Source organism: Exiguobacterium sp. s78 (genome assembly GCF_018618985.1).
Taxonomy (GTDB): domain Bacteria; phylum Bacillota; class Bacilli; order Exiguobacteriales; family Exiguobacteriaceae; genus Exiguobacterium_A; species Exiguobacterium_A abrahamii.
This window is the reverse complement of record NZ_JACSNB010000001.1, coordinates 2,155,747-2,178,405: the sequence shown is the minus strand read 5'-3', so window position 1 is coordinate 2,178,405 and position 22,659 is coordinate 2,155,747. Positions and strand designations below refer to the sequence as shown.

The 22,659-nt window shown below is 45.8% G+C and carries 22 protein-coding genes and 1 pseudogene; 13 read left to right on the top strand and 10 right to left on the bottom strand.

Annotation, left to right across the window (positions count from 1 at the left end):
• Positions 1–18: 18 nt before the first annotated feature.
• Entirely contained in the window at positions 19–924 is a 906-nt protein-coding gene (locus KNQ18_RS11240; protein ID WP_023467340.1) for a magnesium transporter CorA family protein, read from the bottom strand.
• 104 nt (positions 925–1,028) lie between these two features.
• On the opposite strand from KNQ18_RS11240, the gene KNQ18_RS11235 reads away from it, so the two are divergent.
• Positions 1,029–1,949 carry an HD domain-containing protein gene (locus tag KNQ18_RS11235; RefSeq protein WP_029340932.1) on the top strand — a complete coding sequence of 307 codons (921 nt, stop codon included), beginning with the start codon at positions 1,029–1,031 and terminating at the stop codon, positions 1,947–1,949.
• A 12-nt stretch (positions 1,950–1,961) separates the two neighbouring features.
• On the top strand, positions 1,962–2,993 hold the full coding sequence (namA, locus tag KNQ18_RS11230; RefSeq protein WP_214724354.1) for an NADPH dehydrogenase NamA: 1,032 nt from the start codon (positions 1,962–1,964) through the stop codon (positions 2,991–2,993).
• A 60-nt stretch (positions 2,994–3,053) separates the two neighbouring features.
• Here namA and KNQ18_RS11225 read toward each other — a convergent pair whose 3' ends face one another.
• From KNQ18_RS11225 to KNQ18_RS11210, 4 genes and pseudogenes are all read right to left on the bottom strand, one after another.
• Entirely contained in the window at positions 3,054–3,971 is a 918-nt protein-coding gene (locus tag KNQ18_RS11225; RefSeq protein WP_050677713.1) for a peptidylprolyl isomerase, read from the bottom strand.
• Positions 3,972–4,230: 259 nt separating this feature from the next.
• Positions 4,231–4,800 (bottom strand): HTH-type transcriptional regulator Hpr, encoded by a 570-nt coding sequence (locus tag KNQ18_RS11220; RefSeq protein ID WP_023467344.1) that lies wholly within the window; start codon positions 4,798–4,800, stop codon positions 4,231–4,233.
• An 83-nt stretch (positions 4,801–4,883) separates the two neighbouring features.
• Positions 4,884–5,225: a hypothetical protein gene (locus KNQ18_RS11215; protein WP_023467345.1), complete on the bottom strand. Its 342-nt coding sequence runs from the start codon at positions 5,223–5,225 to the stop codon at positions 4,884–4,886.
• Between the two features lie 114 nt (positions 5,226–5,339).
• A pseudogene (locus KNQ18_RS11210) lies at positions 5,340–5,768 on the bottom strand (HIT family protein); the annotation flags it as partial.
• A 126-nt stretch (positions 5,769–5,894) separates the two neighbouring features.
• On the opposite strand from KNQ18_RS11210, the gene KNQ18_RS11205 reads away from it, so the two are divergent.
• Entirely contained in the window at positions 5,895–6,947 is a 1,053-nt protein-coding gene (locus tag KNQ18_RS11205; protein WP_214724356.1) for a TcaA second domain-containing protein, read from the top strand.
• A gap of 35 nt (positions 6,948–6,982) precedes the next feature.
• Here KNQ18_RS11205 and KNQ18_RS11200 read toward each other — a convergent pair whose 3' ends face one another.
• Together KNQ18_RS11200 and KNQ18_RS11195 are read right to left on the bottom strand one after the other, a co-directional pair.
• The gene (locus tag KNQ18_RS11200) at positions 6,983–7,234 is read right to left on the bottom strand and encodes a GlsB/YeaQ/YmgE family stress response membrane protein (RefSeq protein ID WP_029340936.1); all 252 of its coding nucleotides are present in this window, start codon (positions 7,232–7,234) and stop codon (positions 6,983–6,985) included.
• Positions 7,235–7,267: 33 nt separating this feature from the next.
• On the bottom strand, positions 7,268–7,516 hold the full coding sequence (locus KNQ18_RS11195) for a GlsB/YeaQ/YmgE family stress response membrane protein (protein ID WP_023467349.1): 249 nt from the start codon (positions 7,514–7,516) through the stop codon (positions 7,268–7,270).
• Positions 7,517–7,832: 316 nt separating this feature from the next.
• Between KNQ18_RS11195 and KNQ18_RS11190 the strand changes: the two genes are divergently transcribed.
• Together KNQ18_RS11190 and KNQ18_RS11185 are read left to right on the top strand one after the other, a co-directional pair.
• Positions 7,833–8,567 (top strand): ABC transporter ATP-binding protein, encoded by a 735-nt coding sequence (locus tag KNQ18_RS11190; protein WP_214724358.1) that lies wholly within the window; start codon positions 7,833–7,835, stop codon positions 8,565–8,567.
• The gene (locus tag KNQ18_RS11185; protein ID WP_214724360.1) at positions 8,564–9,700 is read left to right on the top strand and encodes an ABC transporter permease; all 1,137 of its coding nucleotides are present in this window, start codon (positions 8,564–8,566) and stop codon (positions 9,698–9,700) included. Before KNQ18_RS11190 ends, KNQ18_RS11185 begins: the two co-directional genes overlap by 4 nt.
• A gap of 63 nt (positions 9,701–9,763) precedes the next feature.
• On the opposite strand, the gene KNQ18_RS11180 is transcribed toward KNQ18_RS11185, so the two are convergent.
• The gene (locus KNQ18_RS11180) at positions 9,764–11,062 is read right to left on the bottom strand and encodes an ammonium transporter (protein WP_050677708.1); all 1,299 of its coding nucleotides are present in this window, start codon (positions 11,060–11,062) and stop codon (positions 9,764–9,766) included.
• Between the two features lie 117 nt (positions 11,063–11,179).
• On the opposite strand from KNQ18_RS11180, the gene KNQ18_RS11175 reads away from it, so the two are divergent.
• The 7 genes from KNQ18_RS11175 to mscL all read left to right on the top strand — a co-directional run bounded on the left by KNQ18_RS11175 (position 11,180) and on the right by mscL (position 17,950).
• Positions 11,180–11,482: a MerR family transcriptional regulator gene (locus tag KNQ18_RS11175; RefSeq protein ID WP_023467353.1), complete on the top strand. Its 303-nt coding sequence runs from the start codon at positions 11,180–11,182 to the stop codon at positions 11,480–11,482.
• 143 nt (positions 11,483–11,625) lie between these two features.
• Positions 11,626–12,672: a uroporphyrinogen decarboxylase gene (gene hemE, locus KNQ18_RS11170; protein ID WP_023467354.1), complete on the top strand. Its 1,047-nt coding sequence runs from the start codon at positions 11,626–11,628 to the stop codon at positions 12,670–12,672.
• Positions 12,669–13,601, top strand: coding sequence for a ferrochelatase (gene hemH, locus KNQ18_RS11165; RefSeq protein ID WP_215084773.1), 933 nt, complete (start codon positions 12,669–12,671; stop codon positions 13,599–13,601). Before hemE ends, hemH begins: the two co-directional genes overlap by 4 nt.
• Positions 13,591–15,000: a protoporphyrinogen oxidase gene (gene hemG / locus KNQ18_RS11160; RefSeq protein ID WP_214768908.1), complete on the top strand. Its 1,410-nt coding sequence runs from the start codon at positions 13,591–13,593 to the stop codon at positions 14,998–15,000. Before hemH ends, hemG begins: the two co-directional genes overlap by 11 nt.
• A gap of 136 nt (positions 15,001–15,136) precedes the next feature.
• Entirely contained in the window at positions 15,137–16,588 is a 1,452-nt protein-coding gene (gene cls / locus KNQ18_RS11155) for a cardiolipin synthase (RefSeq protein WP_214724362.1), read from the top strand.
• A 75-nt stretch (positions 16,589–16,663) separates the two neighbouring features.
• The gene (locus tag KNQ18_RS11150) at positions 16,664–17,545 is read left to right on the top strand and encodes a Cof-type HAD-IIB family hydrolase (RefSeq protein ID WP_050677704.1); all 882 of its coding nucleotides are present in this window, start codon (positions 16,664–16,666) and stop codon (positions 17,543–17,545) included.
• 12 nt (positions 17,546–17,557) lie between these two features.
• On the top strand, positions 17,558–17,950 hold the full coding sequence (gene mscL, locus KNQ18_RS11145; RefSeq protein ID WP_133207909.1) for a large-conductance mechanosensitive channel protein MscL: 393 nt from the start codon (positions 17,558–17,560) through the stop codon (positions 17,948–17,950).
• Positions 17,951–18,210: 260 nt separating this feature from the next.
• On the opposite strand, the gene KNQ18_RS11140 is transcribed toward mscL, so the two are convergent.
• Complete coding sequence (locus KNQ18_RS11140) at positions 18,211–20,373, bottom strand: ATP-dependent helicase (protein ID WP_215084772.1); 2,163 nt, start codon at positions 20,371–20,373, stop codon at positions 18,211–18,213.
• Positions 20,374–20,619: 246 nt separating this feature from the next.
• Here KNQ18_RS11140 and KNQ18_RS11135 point away from each other — a divergent pair, with 246 nt between their 5' ends.
• Positions 20,620–21,117 carry a GNAT family N-acetyltransferase gene (locus KNQ18_RS11135; protein WP_064300431.1) on the top strand — a complete coding sequence of 166 codons (498 nt, stop codon included), beginning with the start codon at positions 20,620–20,622 and terminating at the stop codon, positions 21,115–21,117.
• A 49-nt stretch (positions 21,118–21,166) separates the two neighbouring features.
• Here KNQ18_RS11135 and KNQ18_RS11130 read toward each other — a convergent pair whose 3' ends face one another.
• Entirely contained in the window at positions 21,167–22,633 is a 1,467-nt protein-coding gene (locus KNQ18_RS11130; protein ID WP_215084770.1) for a glycoside hydrolase family 32 protein, read from the bottom strand.
• Positions 22,634–22,659 lie beyond the last annotated feature (26 nt).

Below are 22,659 nucleotides of genomic sequence, written 5' to 3'. Positions count from 1 at the left end.
GAACTTATGTTCTGATATCTATTTTTTTGGTCGACTGTTCTTTGGCATCCGAACAAGAGCGCCTAACCATCCACGCCAGCGCATCCAGTAGAAGATGCCACCGGTCGAGAGAAAAATTAGACCAAGGGATAGGGCGTAACCGTATTTCCATTCTAATTCCGGCATGATTTTAAAGTTCATCCCCCAAATCGCACCGAGAGCCATCGTTGGTGTCGCGACGGCAGTAAAGATAGTTAATGCCTTCATGATTTCGTTTCCACGGAAGTTCGAGACGGTCGTCGATAAGTCGAGCAGGACCTCAATGTCTTTTTGATAATGTTCAATGAGCATCAACAGACGGCGGACACGTTTCGTAGCTAGTTTCAACGAGAGATCCTCGAGATACGCGTCCTCGTCGAGAAATGATTCTTCACCAGCCATGACGAGCTCTTGAAACGGAACGATTAAATCGGACCAGTTCTCGATCGTGTCGCGTAAAGCGAAGATGCTATCGAGCGAATCTTCATTGATGCTGCCACGTAGTTCATCTTGTCTTGAGAACAGTTCAGTCTCAAACTGATCGATACCGGCAAAATACGTGTTCAGCTGTAAAGCAAGAATCGTATAAAAAGCCGCAAAGGGATGCGCGGGAGAATAGGGAGCGACCAGGGACACGATCGAATCCGACAATCCGATTGTGATGAGTTTTTCTTTCGTTACGTAAAAGCAAATCGAGCGGCGGTCACTTTTGTCGACAGGATTTTGCCAGGTGACGACAGCGCCATAGAGAACCCCTTTTTCCGAGCGGGTGAAGTTCATGTCTTTCGATCGCAGCTGCGTCACCCAGTCCATTTCGGATTGGTCGACGGCAGCCGTCGGAAATGTTTGTTCATAGTCAGCTAAATCGAGATAGCGAGACCAATTAAATTGAGGTTCCAGTTCCATGTTCATGACTCCCATATAGTAGAATGAAATAGTATATGCCTTAAGTGTAGTCAATGGAATATAAAAAAGACACCTATTTTACAGATAAAGGACGTGTTTCAAGTATGAAAGGAATTGGTAAATTAGCAGTTGGAGAAACGCTCGATCAACGAGCGATGATCAAGCAAGCGGTCAAAGGAATTGCAGCAAATGGGAAACCATACTTGACGCTCATCTTGACGGATAAGACAGGCGAAATCGAGACGAAGATGTGGGATACGAGTGATCTTGAAAAATATGCGCCGAAGTCGATCGTCCATGCTGCTGGAGAAGTCATGGACTATCGGGGACGGACACAACTCAAGCTCAAACAAATCACGGTCCTAGAGGAGACGAATGTCGAGGACTATGTCCAATCCGCGCCGATTCCGCGAGAGCAGATCGAGACGGAAGTACTCGCGTTCGTAGAATCGATTCAGAACAGTGATATGAAAAAGCTCGTTAAACATTTGATTACTTCACGATTCGACGCCTACTTCACGCATCCGGCAGCGGTCAAGAACCATCATGCTTTTTACTCGGGGCTGTCATACCACGTCCTTTCGATGTTGCGTCTAGCGGATCAAATCGCTCAACTCTATCCGACCTTAAACCGTGACGTGCTAATCAGTGGCATCATTCTGCACGATTATGCGAAAATCAAGGAGTTATCCGATCCGGTTGCACCGGAATATACGTTGCCTGGTAAACTCGTCGGTCATATTACGATGATGGTAGCGGAACTTGAGAAAGTCGGAGCAGAATTACAAATTGACGCAGAAGTACTGACGGTCTTGCAACATCTCGTCTTAAGTCATCACGGACGACCGGAATGGGGTTCTGCCGTCGCACCACAGATGCGCGAGGCAGAAGTCTTGTTCTTGATCGATAACCTTGATGCACGGATGACGATGATGGATCGTCTCCTTGAATATGTCGAGCCAGGACAGTTCTCGGAACGATCATTTGCACTAGATAATCGTGCTTTTTATCGTCCGAAGCTATAAGGGGGAAAAAAGATGAAGACGAAGTTGTTTGATACGGTTCAACTCGGAACGTTGACATTCCGCAATCGGGTCATCATGGCGCCGATGTGTATGTACAGTGCAAAAGAAGATGGACTCGTTACGGATTGGCATGTCACGCACTATGCAACCCGTGCAATGGGTGGTGTCGGTGGTGTTATCTTAGAAGCGAGTGCCGTCACGCCAGACGGTCGTATTTCAGCCGGTGACCTTGGGATTTGGTCAGATGCGCATATCGAAGGACTACAACGGATCGCAGAGCAAGTCAAAGCAGCGGGTGCAAAAGTAGGCATTCAACTGGCCCATGCTGGGCGCAAAAGTACGACGGCAGAACCACCCGTCGCACCGAGTGCTTTACCGTTTGATGACACATACGGTCATCCGCGAGCATTAACGCTTGAGGAAATCGCAACGATCAAACAACAGTTCATCGATGCAGCACTACGTGCGGAACGAGCAGGGTACGATTTCATTGAAATTCATGGGGCTCATGGTTATTTATTGAACACGTTCCTCTCTCCGTTATCGAATGTCCGCGAGGATCAATACGGTGGATCGATTGAAAATCGGATGCGCTTGTTGCTAGAGATCATTGATGGGATTCAGGAAGTCTCGAAGCTTTCGATTTGGGTCCGGATTTCAGCAGCGGATCACGCAACAGGAGGAATGACGGCAACGGACTATATTCCACTTGCAAAAGAACTAGCAGCACGTAACATCGATCTACTCGATTGCAGTTCAGGGGCTGTCGTCGCCAATGCCGTACCGGAAGTGTATCCAGGCTATCAAGTGAGCTATGCGGAAGAGTTGAAACGAGAGACAGGTATCGCCACGGGAGCGGTTGGATTGATCACGACAGCTGCCCATGCAGAAGAAATCGTCCGTAACGGTCGAGCGGATATCGTACTGCTCGCACGTGAGTTACTGCGTCAGCCTTACTGGGTCTATCATGCGGCAGCCGAACTAGGAGACACGGTCGCCTTGCCGAAACAATACGAACGAGCACCGATTCGGACGGTACGCTAACTATTAATCATATGAAAAAACGACACAAAAAAGGGAAGCCCTAAAGGCTTCCTTTTTTGATTACTGCTGTTGTTGTTGCATCATCTGTTGTTGCATTTGTTGTTGTTCTTGTTTGTCTAAATCAAAAGCATCCTTGAAGTCTTTGTTTTCGATTTTAACATCGTATTCTTTCATGAGTGAACGGTAGATATCGTTCGGGTTGACTTGTGCTGCTTTTTCTTCAGCAAGTGCTTTTTTGATGCGTGATTTTTCTTTATCAAGTGTAAAGTCTTTCTTTTCTTTACGATCGACTACTTTGATGATGTGGTAACCGAACTGTGTTTTAATTGGATCGGAGATTTTACCTTCAACGCCATCCTTGAACGCATAATCTTCGAATTCCTTGACCATTTTACCTTTTGTGAAGTATCCAAGGTCTCCACCTTTTGTACCGCTACCTGTATCTGTTGATTTCTCTTTTGCGAGTTTCGCGAAGTCCGCGCCGTCATCCAATTGTTTTTTGATGTCTTTTGCTTCTGACTCTTTCGCAACGAGGATATGGCTTGCTTTAACTTCGACTTTTTCTTGGTCAAAACGCTCTTGGATTTCTTTATCTGTTACTTTTGATTTCGCAGATTTTGCTTCCGTTAAGAGCATTTGTGTGCGAAGAACTTTCTCGAATTCTTTTTCATTCTTGATTCCAGCAGATTTCAATGTTGTACTGAACTGCTCTTTATCCGGGAACTGGTCCTTTGTCTTCTTGACTTCTGCTTCGACTTCTTTATCCGTGACTTCTTTGCCGTATTTCTTCTCAAGCAATTTGTTCATCGTTTGCTGGAAGGCGATTTGAGCACCAGCTTTTTCGTATGCTTCTTCTTGGACGTCAGCCTTGTTGACTTCGCCACCTTTGTAATTGATGACGGCTTCGTCATTTGATCCACATGCTGCTAACGTAAATACACTTGCGACTGCTGCTGCGCCTAACAATTTCTTTTTCATACATACACCCCTAATTTACCATTTATTTCAACCGTTTTATCATATCATATTCTCGTCTGGTTGACAGCTGTATCTTGTCATGCCGAGAGATACTTGCTCTTTTCCATGCTATCACATCCAAGTAGCCGGTTGAGGATAATTTTTATGGGAAATTGTGAGGGAAATAACGCTCTTGAGACATAGTAGTAATGTCCTTGTCATGAGGAAAAAAGACCTAAAAAAAGCATTCTAGCTAGAGGCTAAAACGCTTTTAGTAAGGTTATGCTTTTTTGATTGAGTCCATGACTGGATCTTGAGGGCGACGATCTGCTTCTTCTGTGATCATCTTTGATGTCTCAGCGAATATGTCCATGAAGCTGTCGCCATACAAGCGACGTACGATCGCAGAAATGTCCGTTAATTCCGGGAACTTCCCGTACAGTTCCTGAAGAGGAAGTGATGCACGGAAGACACCGTTTTCTTCAGGGCGGAACGCTTGAATCGTCTCAAGCAAGAGTGATTCGCCCTCTGGTGTCAACTGGACGTAGGTATTTCGTTTATCTGTTTCCTTTTTTGAGAACGTCAACAGTCCGCGGTCTTCTAACTTCTTCGAGAAGTTGAACGCCGTCGAGACGTGCATGACACCATACTTCGCAATCTCTGAAATCGAGGCACCGCCTAGCGCGTGCGAAATCCACAAGATATGATGTTCATTGATGTTCAGATCAAAAGGCTTGATCCAATTTTGCCAATCTTTTTCTACCGTTTTCCATAGTGCTTTGCTTAACTGGACAATCTTGTGGCTATACAACAAAGCCTCTTGTCCAGGATATAACTTTTCGTGTTCCATATCTGACTCATCCTTTCGAAAGGTGACAATGGCTCAAACGCGCAAAATGCAAACTATACAAAAACAAATCGAAGCAACGGATCTTACTTTTGTGGAGAAAGCTGGTCTGCTTCCTGTTTCGCTTCATCAGCGAGAGACTGGATCTTCGTGAGCGATGCTTGGACTTCCGTTTGGTATTCCGAGACGCTCTGCATGACTTCTTCTTTGAAGTGCATACCAGACGCTTTTGCTGTCTCTACTAAGTTCTTGCCCTCCTGGGTCAAATCCTGCACATTCGTTACGATTGTAGAATAAGAATTTCGACGTTGATGACCGTTCGAAGAGTCGCTTTTCGTACCTTGGCGAAGCGCCTTCAGACCGTAAAAAGTCACAAGTGTTAGCGTAGCACCAAAAGCGACCCAGTTACGGGCGGGACGCTTCGACATATTGAACCTCCTTTTTAATATTAAAATATTTGTTTCATATTATTTTACCGAAAATCGAATGAAAGAAACCTATTTCGGCAATATTTTTCTAAGAATAGAAGAAAAAGAACAGACTTAGATGCGAGAAGCGATCGAGTTAGCGAGTTCAGCCAATTCCTCTACCGTGTAATCGTCATTATGAACTTCCCATTTCGCGCCGAAACCGTCTTGTTTATCGTGACGCGGAATGAGGTGCAGGTGGAAGTGGGAGACCGATTGACCTGCTACTTTTCCTGTATTCGATAAGAGATTCATGCCAGCTGCCTCTGTCTCTTGTTGAAGCGCACGACTGATTTGCGGGATCGTCGCAAATACGTCTTGTGCTTGTTCAGGAGAAAGATCATACAAATTATCGGCATGTTGTTTTGGGATGACGAGCGTATGTCCTTTCGTCACTTGTGACAAATCGAGGAAGGCGAGAACTTGTTCGTTCTCGAATACGATATGACCAGGGACTTCTTTGCGAGCAATTTTACAGAAGATACATGACTCTTTTTGCATGGAACGTTCACTCCTTTGGGTAAGATAACATTAGTATACGGAAAGTTTCCGACTTCCGCACGATTGACAGTCAAATTGAACCCGATACACTTAGAAACATACAGCTACTGAAGGGAAGGAGCGAACTGCATGGCATCACGAGTAGCCTCGACGGCACAAAAAAAACGAAAACGGCGTCTGCTCGTCGGTAGCGTTATCGTCGTCGGTCTTTTCTTATTCGTTGCCTTTTGGTTTGGGCGTAACATGCAAGAAGCGGCGAAAATGGAGAAAACAGACGAGCGTCTTGCTACCTTGTTAAAGGAAAAGGATCAGCGTGGATTCCAAAAGCTAGTCACGATGAACGATAAGTCACTACCGATGAGTGAGGCGACGCGACTCGTTAACTGGTTGACGGCTGATACAGAGCGGACGGACCGGGTCATCGCACAAGTCAAACAGGATCAAGACGCAGGTAAGCAAGTAAAGACACATCTGTTTTCGTTACAAGAAGAGGATGGATGGCTTTGGTATGACCGGTACTCTCTCGATGTGAATCCTCAACGGTTAACCGTTTCGAGTGATCTACCGGGAACAAAGGTTTCACTAGATGGAGAAGAAGTCGGGACGATCGATCAGAAATCTCTTGAAGTCAAGCGTTCTCCTGGAGAGTACGATGTTCAAGTAAGTGCGGAACAATCAGGACAGACCGTCCAGGAATCAAAGACTGTACAACTCGGAGATGAACCGAACGCGACAGTCGACTTTAAATTAGCTGATCGGTTCAATACGACCGTTTCGAACGAATATGCAGTCGATATCAAAACGTTACTTGAGACGGAAGTGAAAGCCCGGACTGGAAAAAGTATCGATACGATGACTGGCTATCTTGGACGTTCGCGTGACTCGTTTGAGAATACGTTCGGCACGCCTGATTCGACCGTTGCCAATCGAGCGCGGTACGATGGATATGAAGTAACCTATCAGTCGGGGCAGGTGGAAGAATTGTTAATCCGATTGAATAAGACTCCGGATGAACTTGAAGCCATCGCTGGAAAACCAGAACGAAAGAAGCGAGAGCAAGTCGGTACCGTTTGGGAATATCCGTCTAGTTTTCTCGAAGGTGTGTTCGAATGGTTGAATCTGCGAGCAGAAAAACGTGTCGTCGAGCGAGAAGACGGCATGTGGTTACAATTAAAAGACTAAAAAAATCCTCGGACAGAACGTCCGAGGATTTTTGGTTATCGTTTATTCACCGCACGGAGAATGAACGATACGATGAGGATAAGAATGATAGCTCCGAGTAAAGCAGGTACGATTGCGAATCCAGCAACCATTGGACCCCAATCTCCGAATAATGCTTGACCAATCAATGCACCAACGAAACCAGCGATGATGTTACCGATAATACCACCTGGAACATCTTTACCTAAAATCAAGCTTGCTAACCAACCAATAATACCACCAACGATTAATGCCCATAAGAATCCCATTTAAAACACTCCTTTTCAATTTAAGATATATGATTACTTACGTACTGCCCGGAGAATAAGTGAGACGATGAAGATCAAGATGACTGCTCCGAGAATAGCCGGAATGACTGCGAAACCGGCGATTTTTGGTCCCATTGAACCAAAGATGGCTTGACCGATCATCGAACCGATGAAACCAGCGATAATGTTACCGATGATGCCACCCGGCACATCTTTCCCGATAATTAAACTTGCGATCCAACCGATGAGACCACCAATGATGAGTGCCCATAAGAAACCCATTTTAAAACATCTCCTCTACATATTAGTTTTACCTGTTTTCAGGCAGTTATAAACACGTGCGAAAATGAAAAAATCTGAAATCGTTCATTCTTTAAATGACTAGACAATTAGACCACTTGATAGAGAATGAATGGACGATTCATTGATTTCACTTTCAATTTACATGTAAATCGTTTTCATATATTGATGTAACGATTACACTTAGAGTAATTGCCGAAAAAACAAGTATTAAAACATTATATTTTAAAAAACTAGGCGTTAAGCTAGAAAAACGAAGCAAATCTACTTTACGATGAGCCTAAAGGGAGTGGCGAACATGTTATTAGATATCAAAGGTTTATCAGGCGGATATGGATCGAAAACCGTCCTTCATGACATTAATATCGAAGTGGATCGGGGTGAACTCGTTGGTTTAATTGGTTTAAACGGTGCTGGGAAATCGACGACGATCAAGCACATACTCGGTCTTTTGCCAGTCAAGACGGGATCAGTTCGAATCAATGGAATGGATTTAGTAACGAACGAAACCGATTATCGTCGCCAAGTTGCATACATTCCAGAACAACCGATGTTATATGAACAACTGACATTACGGGAGCATCTTCGTCTGATGGCGCAAGGATATGATGTCGAAGAAGCGATCGCGACAGAACGCGCGCAACATTACGCTGAACGACTTCGGATGACGAAGCAACTCGAATGGTTTCCAAGTGTCTTCTCAAAAGGAATGAAACAAAAAGCGATGATCTTGTGCGCACTCGTCACAGGGAGTGAGCTGTTGATCGTCGATGAACCGTTTGTTGGACTAGATCCGCTCGCGATTCGCGAGTTATTACAGATTTTTAGTGAACTCAAGCAAGACGGTAAAGGTATTTTAATGTCGACGCATATCCTTGAGACAGCAGAACGGCATTGTAATCGCTTCGTACTCTTGCATGAGGGTCACATTGCAGCGGAAGGGACGACAGCTGCTTTACGCGCACGATATGGATTACAAGATGGAACACTAGATGATCTGTACGTCGCTGCAATCGAGGAGGCGGAACGATGAACAGCCAGTCCTTATGGAAGGAACGGTATCAGGCGGCGATGACCGAGACGGTGAAATACACAAGGTATATGGCGAATGGTGGACTATTATTCACCGTGTACTTCGTTATTTTGTACGGTTTAGTCGTATACGGTCGTTTCCTCGACCAACTCGATCCATCGTTTCCTGGTCGGTTCGTCATGGCAGCCTTGTTTCTGATTTTACCGCTCTACCGGACGAGTCGGACGTTTCTCGTTGAGGCGGACCAAGTGTTTTTGTTACCGGTATTAGCGAAGTTATCAGGGTTTATGCAACAAGTACGAGCGTACAATGCGGTCTTTGGTATCATCCGTGCCGTGATTCCATTTTTAGCTGTCGTTGTTCTCTATGTTCGAACGGAACAGACGACACCACTTGAACTTGTTTTACTTGGGGTAGCGCTTGGACTGTTCGGAGCAGCAGCGAACTTATCAAAACTTGAAGGAATTGCACATCGGACGGTGCTGTTATATGCGTTCGGAGCGGCACTTCTCGTCATCATCGATATGGCGTGGATGGCGATCGTCGTCGCACTTCTCTTAATGGTCGTCCTTCATCTGAAGCGTCAGGATCATCTTCCTCTACGCGAATGGATTTCACTTGAGCAGGAATCGCGCGATCGATTTTATCGATTAGCGAATTGGTTCGTCGATGTGCCGCATCTATCGGCAACGTATAAACGCCGTCGTCTCTTAAGTAACATGGTCGAGCGGATTCCATATCGAGCGCAAACGACATTCGATTACTTGTATGTCAAACAGTTCATCCGGAGTGGAGACGGGATCGGATTGATTGTTCGTTTGACGTTAATTGGAGCTGTTTTCATGTGGTTGGCAAGTGGAAATGTTTGGTTCGTCGCCTTAGCGATTCCAGCGTTCGGAGGACTAACTAGTTTTCAGTTGGCGCCATTCACGAAAGCAGTCGATCAGCATCTTTTGACTCGTCTATTACCATTTGGAAATGCCGTACTGGCGAAACGGAAAATCATCCGCTTCGCAGCAATCAGTCAATGTATCGTACTGACACTTATTGGATTCTTTTTAAGCGGATCCCTCTATGTCGTTGGTGGAGCAGCGTTGGCACTTGTGATCGGTGAGTATTATGCACGAAAATGATAGACAATTAGAAAGAGCCTACGCGATGAATCCATCGTGTAGGCTCTTGGTCTTTACTAATTATTAATTGACACGTTCGTTTGAGAGGTCTTCTTCTTCGACCATACGTAATTCTTTGCTGACAGGAGCAGGGAGGTCGTAAGAAGCTTGACCATGTTCCGCGACGTCGAGTCCACGGAGTTCATCTTCGCGTGTGATCCGAAGACCAATCGTAAGGTCGAGAACTTTTAAGAATGCATAACTTAAGACGCTGACGATGACGACGGCAAAGACGACACCAAGTGCTTGAACACCGAGTTGCGTAAAACCGCCACCATAGAAGAGGCCAGCTTGTCCGATCCCAGTGATTTCAACGAGACGTGGTGAAGCGAAGAATCCAGTTGCGAGTGTACCCCAGATACCAGCGACACCGTGGACGGAGAAGGCACATAATGGATCATCAACGCGACTTGCGAGAAGAATGCTCGTTCCATATGTGATGACACCAGCAAGGAATCCGATGACGACGGCTGCCCATGGTTCAACGAAAGCACAGGCTGCTGTGATCGCAACGAGTGCGGCTAAGACACCGTTGATGATCGACGGGATATCTGCGACACGGCGGTGCCAGAATGAGATGGCGAGTGCGCCGAGTGCACCTGCTGCAGTAGCAAGTAATGTCGTCAAGGCAACATAACTAAAGAATCCGTCGGCAATCGTTAATGTCGAACCAGCGTTGAATCCGAACCAACATAACCAGAGGATGAAAGCACCAACGACAGAGTAGATGACATTGTGTCCGAGTAACGGCGTTTTTTCAGCACCGATTCGTTTTTTGAGCAGTAAAGCAGCAACGAGTGCGGCGATCCCACCTTGTAAGTGAACGACTGTTGATCCGGCGAAGTCTTGCATTCCGAGCGAACCGAGGAATCCACCTGCCCAAACGGAACGTGCAATGATCGGATAGATGATAGCAACGAAAAACGTTCCGAATAATAGATAAACTGATAATTTAGCACGCTCTGCGAATCCGCCCCAAGCAATTGCAAGGGAGACAGCGACGAATGAGAGTTGGAAGAGGAATTTCACATCAATCGTGATGTTCGACCAATCAAGACTGCTGAATCCTCCTTGTAAGAAGAATCCTTCCGTTCCGATAATGGAATTACCATCACCGAACGTCAATCCGAATCCGATGGCCCAAAAGGCGAGGGCGGCAACTGAGAAGCTGATGATCTGTTTGACAGCGACGTGCCCTGCGTTCTTCGCCCGTAACATTCCTGTTTCTAAAAGTAAGAATCCGATTTGCATCGTAAAGACGAGCAGTGCTGCGAATAAGACATAAAACGTATCGACTGAGATAGCGAGTTGTTCCAGTTTCATTGTCGTTCCTCCTTTATCCATTTAAAGTATGTGTTTACTTTAGACGGAAATACTTTCAAAGAAACGTGTTGTGTCAGAAAATCTGACATGGTATTTTTGTGGAAAGGAGTGACGAAGATGAACTACCGTGAGAAAAAGGTGATGTCGATTGGAATCGTCTGTGAATTGACCGGATTATCGGAACGTCAGATTCGTTACTACGAAGAACGAAAATTAATCTTTCCAGAACGGACGAACGGAAAGACACGAAAATATTCATTTACGGATGTCGAACGACTCGTCGAAGTCGCGGAAAAAATCGAAGATGGCTGGCGGACACATGAAATACGTGAAAAAGAACGGAAGGTAACGGAACAGCAACGTTCTGACTTGATCCGTGGTCAATTAAACGCTGCATTCGGTCTTTACAAGAAACAGTGAACATTTCATGAACTGGTAACAGAACTGTCATTTTGTAAACGATTTATTGGCACAGACTTCTTAATTTCAGATATAATGTTTCTGTGTTCACAAACTTATCGTACGTTTTTTTGGGGCGTTAGAACGAGTATAAAGGGGTAGTTATGATGAAGAAATTCAATGATACGTTTTTGCGGGCGATCCGTGGCGAGCAGATTGATCACGTTCCCGTCTGGTACATGCGACAAGCAGGTCGTTATCAAGCGGAATATCGTGAAATCAAGAAGACACGGACGCTTTTCGAGATCACACATGACTCGGAACTAGGCGCATATGTGACAGAACTACCTGTAAAACAATTAGGGGTCGATGCAGCGATTCTGTATAAAGACATCATGACGCCACTTCCATCGATGGGCGTTGACGTCGAAATCAAGAGTGGCATCGGTCCAGTCATCGCGAACCCGATTCGCACGATGGCAGATGTCGAAGCATTACAACCATTCAACCGTGAAGATATTCCATATATCTATGAAACGATTCGTTTGTTACGGGAACGACTCGAAGTACCGTTGATTGGTTTTTCCGGGGCACCATTCACGCTTGCGAGCTATATGATTGAAGGTGGTCCTTCGAAGGGATACCATAAAACGAAAGCATTGATGTATGGACAACCTGAGGTATGGCATGCCTTAATGGAGAAACTAGGTGACATGGTCATCGATTACATCAAATCACAAGTGGATGCAGGAATCCAAGCGTTCCAAATCTTTGATTCATGGGTCGGAACGACAAGCCGGAAAGATTATGTCCGTTACATCAAGCCGACGATGGAACGCATTTTCACGGAATTAAAAGACACCGGCGTGCCGATGATCATGTTCGGTGTAGGCGCAAGTCACTTGGCGGAAGAATGGCACAGCTTACCGTTAGACGTCGTCGGACTTGATTGGCGTTTGTCGATCGACGAAGCGCGCGAGCGTGGACTGACGAAACCTGTCCAAGGGAATCTCGATCCGTCATATCTGTTAGCGCCATGGGATATCCTTGAAGCAAAAACGAAGGAGATTCTCGACATGGGAATGAAGCAACCAGGCTTCATCTTTAATCTCGGTCACGGCATCTTCCCGGAAGTCGATCCAGAAGTATTGAAACGTTTGACTGCATTTATCCATGATTATTCGAAAGAAAAAATGGAGGTAGGAAAATGAAGACGTTAGGACTACTTGTTATGGCGTACGGTACGCCATATAAACCAGAAGATATCGAGCGTTATTATACGCACATCCGTCGTGGACGCAAACCGTCTCCAGAAGCATTGGCAGAGTTGACGGAACGTTACGAAGCCATCGGTGGTGTCTCACCACTCGCACAAGTCACGATTGATCAGGCTGAAGAGCTACACCGTCAATTGTCTGAGAAATATGCTGGTGAAATCGAGTTCAAGCTCTATCTTGGTCTGAAACACATCGAGCCATTCGTTGAGGATGCTGTCGATCAAATGGCAAAAGACGGCATTACGGAAGCGGTCACGGTCGTTTTAGCACCTCACTATTCGACGTTCAGTATCCGTTCATACAATGGTCGTGCGAAGGAAGTCGCGGATAAGCACGGTATTCGTCTCGCATCCGTCGAATCGTGGTACAAAGAAGAAGCGTTTCTCGATTGGTGGGGTAAAGAAATCCGCAAGACGTTTGACGCTTTACCAGTACCTGAAGAGAAAGCTGTTCTCGTCGTTTCAGCACACAGTCTACCTGAGAAAATCATTGCAAACGGTGATCCATACCCAGAGCAATTGAAGGAAACAGCCGAATTGATCGCGCAACGTGCTGGTGTACCGCATATGATCACAGGCTGGCAATCGGCTGGACAAACGCCAGAACCATGGCTTGGACCAGATGTTCAGGATTTGACACGTGACGTCTACGAAGAAAAAGGATACAAAGCATTCGTCTACGTACCCGTTGGTTTCGTTGCCGATCACCTAGAAGTATTGTTCGATAATGATTACGAGTGTAAAGTCGTCTGCGACGAACTCGGAATTCACTATGCGCGACCTGTCATGCCAAACGCGGATCCAGCTTTCATGAAAGCTGTCACGGAAGCCGTCGCGAAACAGGTGGGTAGTTATGTCCAGTAAACGTCTCGTCATCGTGGGCGGTGGTATATCAGGACTTGCAGCCGCCTATTATGCAGAGAAGCAGTTTCCAGAGATGAACATCACGTTACTCGAGGCAGAGGGTCGTCTCGGTGGTAAGGTGGCGACATATCGGGACGAAGGATTGACGATCGAGCGGGGACCGGATTCATACGTCGCACGGAAACACGTGTTGACGGATCTCATCGAAGAGATTGGATTAGGGGAGCAACTCGTTCGTAATAACACGTCGCAAGCGTATATCTTGGATGCGCGCGGTCTCCACCCGATTCCAAAAGGTGCCGTCATGGGCATCCCGACCGATTTAGAGTTATTCGCAGAGACGTCTCTACTGACGGAAGAAGAAAAGGCAGAGGTGACAGAACGCTTGCTTCACCCTGCTCCTGATTTGACGATTCCGGAAACAGACATCCCATTAGGGGAATACCTGCGTCCGCGTCTTGGAGATGCGCTCGTCGAGAAGTTGATCGAACCGCTTCTTTCAGGCATCTATGCGGGTGATATCGACCGGATGAGTACGTTCGCGACCTACCCGCAATTCGTTGCGAATGAGCAAAAGGCTGGAAGCTTGTTCGAAGGGATGCGCCTCATGCGTCCGCTTGATCAACAACAAGGTCCGACGCTCAAAGCGACAGGTCAATTCCTATCACTTGCTACTGGACTCGAGTCTCTCGTCGAGCGTTTAGAAGAGGTGCTCGAACGGACAGAGATTCGTCTTGAGACACCGCTTCGCTCCATTGAACGGGAAGAAGACGGGCGATATCGTCTCGAAACGGATCATGGTCCAGAATATGCCGATGATATTTTGTTGACGATTCCGCATCGCCAAGTCGTGTCCCTGTTACCAGATGCGACGCTTCCAGGGCTTGCGAACCTTTCAACACACTCGACGGCGACGGTCACGTTGATTTTCGATAAGGAAACTGCGTTACCGATTGATGGAACGGGATTCATCGTCAACCGTCGGGCGCCGTATTCAATTACAGCATGCACGGCGATTGATCAAAAGTGGAATCATGCAGCACCGAATCATACCGTGCTTCGTGCCTTCGTCGGACGCCCCGGAAAAGATGCACTCGTTCGTGAATCAGACGAAGTGATTGAACGCGTCGTCTTAGAAGATCTTGAAAACATCTGTGGTCGTCCTTTGCAACCGGAGCGTGTCGTCATCAGTCGTCTCTTAGACGGCTTACCGGCCTATACGGTAGGACATGCACAGCGGATTCAAGAAGTGCGAGAAATCGTCGCTTCTCATTATCCGCACATTCATTTAGCCGGACTCGCCTATGATGGTGTTGGATTGCCAGACTGTGTAGCAGGTGTCAAAGCGACGCTTGAACAAATGGCGTTACAACAACTGGAACCTTGTCCAGAATCATGACACGCCTAAACCTTTTTGAAGCTAGCAGTGCTTCAAAAAGGTTTTTTTGTCTTCAGAAGAATGACACGGAAGGAAACGGGAATAAGAGACAGAGGAATCAAAATCGAAGAATACCGTTGAAGCGGGAGGGAATCGTATGGTGGAAGTATGGAGTACGTTCACGATCATCATCGTCTACGGATTGCTTATCATGAATATCTTGGCTGTTCTGACGGTTATTTTTCTCGAGCGGCGCGATATTGGTGCGACGTGGGCATGGGTATTCATCTTGTATTTCGTTCCGCTCGTTGGATTTCTCGTCTATCTGTTTTTCGGAAGATTGTTGAAAAAAACGAATTTTTATCGTGTCACGGATGAAGAACAACTGGAACAGGATAGACGGATCGCCTTACAGAAAAAAGAACTTGTAACGATGGGACGGCACCCGATGATTCAAAAGCACCGGGATATGATTCGGATGAACCTGATGTCGAACGGTTCCCTGCTCAGTCTCTCGAATCAACTGCAGATTCTTTCGGATGGCGAGCAGAAGTTCAATCGGATGATTCAAGATATCCGCCAGGCAGAGCATGAAGTGAATATCCAATATTACATCATTCAGAAAGATCGTCTCGGGTTAGCGTTGATCGATACATTGACCGATTGTGCCCGTCGTGGGATCAAAATCCGTCTATTGTATGATGCTGTCGGATCACGAAGTCTCAAACGGACGGATTTTAAGGATTTACTCGCACACGGAGGAGAAGTGTTTGCCTTTTTCCCGTCGACGATTGGATTCGTTAATTTTCGATTGAACAACCGCAATCACCGTAAATCCTGTATCATCGACGGTCGAATCGGCTATATTGGTGGCTTCAACGTTGGTACGGAATATCTCGGTATCGATGAAAAGTTCGGCTACTGGCGGGATACACATTTTCGCTTGGAAGGTGACGTCGTTCATGATCAACTCGACCGCTTTATTCTCGACTGGAACCAAGCAAGTGACGTCTATACGGAAAAATCTTTATTTTACTATGGAACGCATAGGATTCAGGATATATTACCGATGCAAATCGTCACATCGGGTCCGGATTCCCGTTCAGAGTATTTGAAGCTTTCCTTGATCAAGATGATCAACGAAGCAAAACGGACGATTTATATCCAATCGCCTTATTTCATTCCAGACACGAGTTATTTAGATGCATGTAAGGCAGCCCTTCTGTCCGGAGTGGAAGTCCGCATCATGATTCCGAACAAACCGGACCACCCATTCGTTTACTGGGCAACGACTGCTGCTGTAGGAGAGTTGTTATCGTACGGAGCTAAAGTCTACACGTATGAACCTGGATTTTTACACGCAAAGACGATCGTCGTTGATGGCGAGATTGCTTCAGTCGGGACGACGAATATCGATGCGCGAAGCTTTCGGTTGAACTTTGAAATGAACACGATCGTCTATGATCAGACAATAGCGATTGAACTAGAACGTCTCTTCCTCGCTGATTGTGAGGTATCAAAGCTCATGACGGTCGAGTCGTATGCCGCGCGTTCAAGAACGATCAAATTCAAGGAAAGTATTTCGCGTTTATTGTCACCGATTTTGTAAACCGCGTTTACGACCAGTCAAAATGTGAAAAATGGTATAGTGGTATGGAAATAGAAAAAGAGGAGAGTGAAGACGATGGCAAATCCAATCAAACTACTCGTATCAGACATGGATGGAACCGTTCTTTCGGGCAAGCAACGAATTGAACCGGAGACGATTCAGGCAATTGAAGCGGCACGCGAACAAGGTGTCGAATTTGCAATCGCGACAGGACGTAACTACTTAAATGCAAAAGAATTAACAGACGCAGCAGGAATCCACTGTCCAATCATTGCTTCAAACGGGGCACGTGTGATGACCGTCGATGGAGAAGAGTTAAGTGCAACGACGTTGACGACGGAACAAGCACAGCAAATTTACGGTATCATCAGTCAATATGAAGTTTTCTTCGAGATGTTCTGTGATCAAGGACTCGTGACAGCACAAGGAGCGACGATCGACGCAGCCTATGATTCCCTGAAAGAGTTGAGTGAAGAGAGTGATCGGGCGAAACAAGTGCTTGATTTCTTCCACGATCGTTATTATGTCCACGAAGACGTCAAGATGATTGATGGATTCCGGTCGTACATTCGTAACCAAGCGGGAAAAGTATTTAAATTCATCTCATTCTCGTTTGATCAAGAATTGATGAAAAAAATCTGGCAGGAAATCGAGCAAAAGGTCGAAGGTGTCTATGTCACGTCGTCAGGACACGATAATATCGAAGTCATGGCTGTCGGTGCCGATAAAGGAACGGCAGTTAAAATCCTCGCGGACCACCTCGGTGTGCCAATCGAACAAGTCGCTGTCATCGGTGATAATCTAAACGATCTTCCAATGTTCAAAGTTGCCGGAAAGGCGATCGCGATGGGAAATGGTCATGATGAGGCAAAAGCGATTGCCCATCACGTGACGAAAACAAACGATGAGCACGGCGTCGGATATGCGATTCAGCAGTTGGCGTCCCGCGCTTGGTAAGGGGGACGTTTCATGTTTAAAGCATTTAAGGAGTTCGCGTTTCGAGGAAATGTGATCGACTTAGCGGTCGGAGTCATTCTTGGTGCTGCGTTTAGCGGGATCATCAAATCACTCGTTGACAGTGTGTTCATGCCGTTGATCGGCATCATCATCGGTGGTGTTGATGTCAAGGGATTGTCGGTCATGGTCGGAAATGCAGAGTTGCAGTACGGTCAATTTCTTCAAGCGAGCATCGAATTCTTGTTGATCGCCTTTGCGCTGTTTATCTTCGTCAAAGGCATCACTTCATTCCGAAAGAAGGAAGAGGTCGTCGAAGAAGAAGCGGTACCAACGACAGAAGAAAAATTATTGACAGAAATCAGAGATGCCTTGATTCATCAAAATGAGTCATCGACTAAAAATTGACGGATACAACAAAGCTGACTCAAAAGTCAGCCTCTACAAAGATAAGGGTGGCAGAATGATGATCTGCCACCCTTATCTCGTAAAAAAGAATGACGCGTCACACGCCACTCCTACAGGAAAAAGCGCATTATGCGCTGTCAGAGACAAACAAGACCCGTTCTCCTGCTTGAATGAAGCAGGAAAACTGGCTTGTGTCTCGCCTGAGGAAAGGGCGTGAAAAGACGCGTCATTCTTTTTTTTGAGTCAGCTCCTTTTTTAAATCATAAAATTTCGAGTAATGCATTTTCAGAGCAGACTTGTAACGAAAGCTGTTTTTTCATTCCTTGATCAAATGAAATTTCTAGCACGTCGTCAACCATGTGCAAAACGGTTCCGGGACCAAATGCTGTATGCGAGACACGCATGTTCTCAGTGATCGGTAGTGGGGAAACGCTAGCTCGCGCTGCAACAGCAGTTCGCTTGCGCTCTACTTTTCGTTTTGCAGCATCAGGCGTGACGAGGCGATGAACGTCTTCGACGAATGGCGAGACATCAAATGATTTCGATTTAAAACGATAGGACAGAAGATGTAGTTCGTGTCGCGCCCGTGTCATGCCGACGTAAAACAAACGTGCAGCTTCTTCCATATCATCGAGTTGTCCATTCTTGTACGCCTTGATCGTATCAGCTGATGGAAGAATACCAGAAACGAGATCAATCATGAAAACGCGATCGAATTCAAGTCCTTTTGCACTGTGAAAGGTCGAAAGGGTGACCGCATTTTGATTTTTATTTTGTTTCGCATCACGCATCAATTGTTCGAGATGCGTGATCCGTTCACGAAAAGCGAGTAGCGTTGGTACATCACTTGCGATGTTATCAATCGTATTCAATGTTTCAAGCAGGTGATCGAGACTAAAACCGAGACTCTCACTCATTTTCCGCAAATTCTTTTCGTAACCCAGTTCATGACGAATCAGAGAGAGGGCGGCAGAGGGTCGAACGGTTTGGATGGAAGCGAACGTGCGCTTCATTTGTTGAAGTTGTTTCTTTTGATAAAACTTCATCTCGATTTTGTTTATGAGTAGATCAAATACAGATTCACCCGTACCGAACTGCTGCAATTGAGAAAGTTGCGCTTTTGAAATGTACCCGGCGAATTTCGTATGAATAGTTGCTAACACATCGATATCTGTCGGATCTTGTGCGAATGTCATGAAGTTTAAGATATCCTTCAAAATCCAATGACTGAAGAATTTATGATCGACATCCTTAATATAAAACGGAATATTTGCTTGATCCAACGCATTCATGACGTTGATCGAAGAAGCATTGTTGCGATATAAGATGGCCACTTCGCGGTAATTCGTCTCTGTCCGTAGTTGATTCAACAGATAGCGGGTCTGATCCTCGTAAGTTGGTAACGTCTCTAAGATGATCGGACGAACCGAGGCGTTCTCCGTAAACATCTGTTTCGGATAGCGTGCTTTATTGCGCTGAATGAATTGGTTCGCGACGGATACGATGTCTTGAGACGAACGATAATTTTGCTCCATGTAAAGAATTGTCGCATTCGGATACGTATCCTTGAAATGGAGGATTTTCGAAGCATCTGCACCACGCCAGCTGTATAGCGTCTGATCATCGTCTGCAACGACACAAAGTCGGTTATGCGGTAAGGCTAACTTTTCGACCAATTGATGTTGAACGAGTGACGTATCCTGGCTCTCATCCGTTAGGATATAGTCAAAGCGACGCTGATAATGTTGCAACAGACGACGGTCTTGCTCCAAAATCGTATTCGCATACGTCAACATATCATCAAAGTCGAGTAACGGATGTAAGGGATCACGCGACTTGAATTGTTCATACGCCACATAGATATCAGGGAAATGTTTGATCGTCGTCGGTACTGCCTTGATTTCCTTTAAAGAAAGAAGACGGTTCTTGACGAAGGAAATCATTCGTAATAACTCATCCATCTGGTCGTCGGTAATGACACTCCGATTAATTTCCTGGAAAATACGCCGGAGTAACATGCGTTTATGTGGCGCATTCGGATGTTGTTGATCCATTGGTCCCTCAATGATCGTATAGGAGAGACGTTGCTGGGATGTATGATCCCGAACGACTTGAAAAGCAAAGCTATGAATCGTCGAGAATGCCGCTGTCGTTCCAATTAATTCGTGAAATAGATGATAAAAACGATCCGCCATCTCGCGAGCTGCTGCCTTACTGAAGGTCAGCCCTAAAATACGATGTGGTTCGATCTTTTTTTGTAAAATCAAATAGGCAATCTTAAAATTAAGCGTCGTTGTTTTTCCAGAGCCGGGTGAGGCGAGTAACAGCAACGGACCATGGTCATGTTCGATTGCCTGTTGTTGGACAGGATTCAGTTGAATGCCGGTCAATCGCTCCATCTGTTCGAAAAAATCTTCATGCATGATACAGTTCACCTCGAGCGTATTTATTTCTCGTCCAATAATCGAACTTTCCCTAGTGTATCATTTTTAGTGTCAGGATTGGATTACGGAAAGAAGAACCGTGGAATAAAGAGACAAGAGCCTATTGGATGTTATGTAAGACGAGTACCCTAAAAGACTAGGCAAATGGATACAAAAACATTAAAATGGGAATAGATGTAAGAGAGTACTCTCTTGTCCTGTACAAAGAGGGAAGGCGGAATGAGAATGTCTGTAGTGAAATTACACATGTATACGAATGAACATTATGAACAATGTGATGCGTTCATTCTTCCGGAAGAACAAGTCCAGTTTACTTCTTTTCCGACGGATGTCGTCACAGATGCAGTTGCCCATCCAGATAAATTCCCGGTTGTCATCAAAAAAGACGAGCTCGTCGTCGGATTTTTTATTCTTCATCTTAACCCCCCTAAAACACATCGAACACATGAACAAAGTGTCCTATTACGTGCCTTTTCCATTGATGCACGCCATCAACAGCAAGGATATGCGAAAGAGGCAATGATGCAGTTGCCAGAGTTCGTGCATCATCATTTTCCAGAAGTCACAGCGATTACACTAGCGGTCAATAAAAAGAATATTGCTGCAAAATCACTGTACTTCAAGACGGGATACGTCGATACGTTACAGTCCGTCATGGGTCCGATTGGGGAGCAACACATCCTTGCCTTTGATTTAGAAAAAGAACTACGATTGAAGCATTGAATTAAAAAAAGCATTTTCCTGATTCTATTCAGGAAAATGCTTTTTTTACTTAAGATAAATCGTAGAGTGATAGATGCGCACCTGCTTCACCAGAGAAGACAATCCCTCGACTGGATGTTCTCGGGAAAATCCGTCCAGATGCAACGGCTTCTCCGTCATTCAGGAAAAGTTCAAACGAAGAACGATCCACGAACAAACGTAATGTATGCAAGTCCTTCGCAAGAATCGTCGATCGCGAAGTACCGAATGATTCGGCAGGGACTTCCGCACCTGAACGGCTTCGATCGATTGTAAATTGACGTGATACAGCATCGTAATGGAATACGGTTTCTTCAGTGGCGTCTTGACGAATCGAGAAGCGGAACGTGTCCGACGACAGTTTTAAGTCTGTCATCACGAGCTCGAAAATCTCGGCTTCCGCAATTGTCACGTCTTGTTCGAAAAGAATCGTTTCGTCAAACAGCGTCTCTTTTCGTAGCTGTGTCAGTTCATTGACAGGTCGTTGACGAAGTTGCCCCTGTTCAATCGTTAATTCACGTGGCAATGTCAAAGCATGTGCCCAGTTATAGATGTCAGAAGGATAACTGATATCCGGTAGCCCCATCCAACCAACAAGAATCCGTCGACCATCTGCCGCCTCAGTTGTTTGTGGCGCGTAGAAGTCAAATCCGAAATCGAGTTCTTGGAACGGTTCGTGTGTGAATGTTAAGTCGGGTAAAGCTAACGGTTCGCCGATGAAATAACCGGACTGGAAAATATTTTGATAGTTCTGACCATCTGGTTCAATCCCTTGAGGGCTAAAGAGGAGGATTCCTTTTCCATCCAGCTCGAAATAATCAGGACATTCCCACATATAACCGAATGTCGGGTAGTTCGTCTGTAACTCACCGAGGAATGTCCATTGCTCTGCATCTTGAGACTGATAGATGACAGTACAGCCCGTCAAGTCACTGCGCTGTGCACCAATGATGCAGTACCAGATGCCCGATGCATCTTGGAAGACTTTCGGATCACGGAAATGTTCCGTATATCCTTCAGGAACGTTTGGGATAGCAGGTGGTAAATGTTTTTCGATTCGTCCATCCGAGCGGAGATGACCGACGATTTGGCTCGTATGGCGATTCCAATCCGCATCCCGTTTATTACCAGTGTACATGATGTGCACTTGATCATCTTTAATGAAGCCACTACCGGAATAAGCACCGTGCGAATCAGGATCGTCATTCGGGATCAAGGCGGCTCCTTCATCGAACCAATGTACAAGGTCTTTTGATGTCATGTGATACCAGTACTTCAGCCCGTGTACGGGTCCGAGTGGAAACCATTGATAAAACAAATGATAGAGACCATCATGATAGACGAAGCCGTTCGGATCATTCAAAAGTCCGGTCGGAGGTTGGATATGGTAAGAAAATCGCCAAGGAGATGTGCGAACTTCTTCCTTCATCGCTTGGTAGACGCTCGGATCGACATCCGAGAGGGGACGGTATCGTGCTTCACGTGTCCATTGATTCATGTTGACAGCTCCTCGTTGAAAAATTA

What these genes read in the sequence shown, in the direction of transcription:
- KNQ18_RS11180 (WP_050677708.1), bottom strand. Translation starts at nt 11,062, where the DNA reads ATGAAACTGGAACAACTCGCTATCTCAGTCGATACGTTTTATGTCTTA.
- KNQ18_RS11240 (WP_023467340.1), bottom strand. Translation starts at nt 924, where the DNA reads ATGGAACTGGAACCTCAATTTAATTGGTCTCGCTATCTCGATTTAGCT.
- KNQ18_RS11225 (WP_050677713.1), bottom strand. Translation starts at nt 3,971, where the DNA reads ATGAAAAAGAAATTGTTAGGCGCAGCAGCAGTCGCAAGTGTATTTACG.
- KNQ18_RS11150 (WP_050677704.1), top strand. Translation starts at nt 16,664, where the DNA reads ATGGCAAATCCAATCAAACTACTCGTATCAGACATGGATGGAACCGTT.
- KNQ18_RS11175 (WP_023467353.1), top strand. Translation starts at nt 11,180, where the DNA reads ATGAACTACCGTGAGAAAAAGGTGATGTCGATTGGAATCGTCTGTGAA.
- KNQ18_RS11195 (WP_023467349.1), bottom strand. Translation starts at nt 7,516, where the DNA reads ATGGGTTTCTTATGGGCACTCATCATTGGTGGTCTCATCGGTTGGATC.
- KNQ18_RS11140 (WP_215084772.1), bottom strand. Translation starts at nt 20,373, where the DNA reads ATGCATGAAGATTTTTTCGAACAGATGGAGCGATTGACCGGCATTCAA.
- hemG (WP_214768908.1), top strand. Translation starts at nt 13,591, where the DNA reads ATGTCCAGTAAACGTCTCGTCATCGTGGGCGGTGGTATATCAGGACTT.
- hemH (WP_215084773.1), top strand. Translation starts at nt 12,669, where the DNA reads ATGAAGACGTTAGGACTACTTGTTATGGCGTACGGTACGCCATATAAA.
- namA (WP_214724354.1), top strand. Translation starts at nt 1,962, where the DNA reads ATGAAGACGAAGTTGTTTGATACGGTTCAACTCGGAACGTTGACATTC.
- KNQ18_RS11185 (WP_214724360.1), top strand. Translation starts at nt 8,564, where the DNA reads ATGAACAGCCAGTCCTTATGGAAGGAACGGTATCAGGCGGCGATGACC.
- cls (WP_214724362.1), top strand. Translation starts at nt 15,137, where the DNA reads ATGGTGGAAGTATGGAGTACGTTCACGATCATCATCGTCTACGGATTG.
- KNQ18_RS11190 (WP_214724358.1), top strand. Translation starts at nt 7,833, where the DNA reads ATGTTATTAGATATCAAAGGTTTATCAGGCGGATATGGATCGAAAACC.
- hemE (WP_023467354.1), top strand. Translation starts at nt 11,626, where the DNA reads ATGATGAAGAAATTCAATGATACGTTTTTGCGGGCGATCCGTGGCGAG.
- KNQ18_RS11135 (WP_064300431.1), top strand. Translation starts at nt 20,620, where the DNA reads ATGTCTGTAGTGAAATTACACATGTATACGAATGAACATTATGAACAA.
- KNQ18_RS11130 (WP_215084770.1), bottom strand. Translation starts at nt 22,633, where the DNA reads ATGAATCAATGGACACGTGAAGCACGATACCGTCCCCTCTCGGATGTC.
- KNQ18_RS11205 (WP_214724356.1), top strand. Translation starts at nt 5,895, where the DNA reads ATGGCATCACGAGTAGCCTCGACGGCACAAAAAAAACGAAAACGGCGT.
- KNQ18_RS11235 (WP_029340932.1), top strand. Translation starts at nt 1,029, where the DNA reads ATGAAAGGAATTGGTAAATTAGCAGTTGGAGAAACGCTCGATCAACGA.
- KNQ18_RS11220 (WP_023467344.1), bottom strand. Translation starts at nt 4,800, where the DNA reads ATGGAACACGAAAAGTTATATCCTGGACAAGAGGCTTTGTTGTATAGC.
- KNQ18_RS11215 (WP_023467345.1), bottom strand. Translation starts at nt 5,225, where the DNA reads ATGTCGAAGCGTCCCGCCCGTAACTGGGTCGCTTTTGGTGCTACGCTA.
- mscL (WP_133207909.1), top strand. Translation starts at nt 17,558, where the DNA reads ATGTTTAAAGCATTTAAGGAGTTCGCGTTTCGAGGAAATGTGATCGAC.
- KNQ18_RS11200 (WP_029340936.1), bottom strand. Translation starts at nt 7,234, where the DNA reads ATGGGATTCTTATGGGCATTAATCGTTGGTGGTATTATTGGTTGGTTA.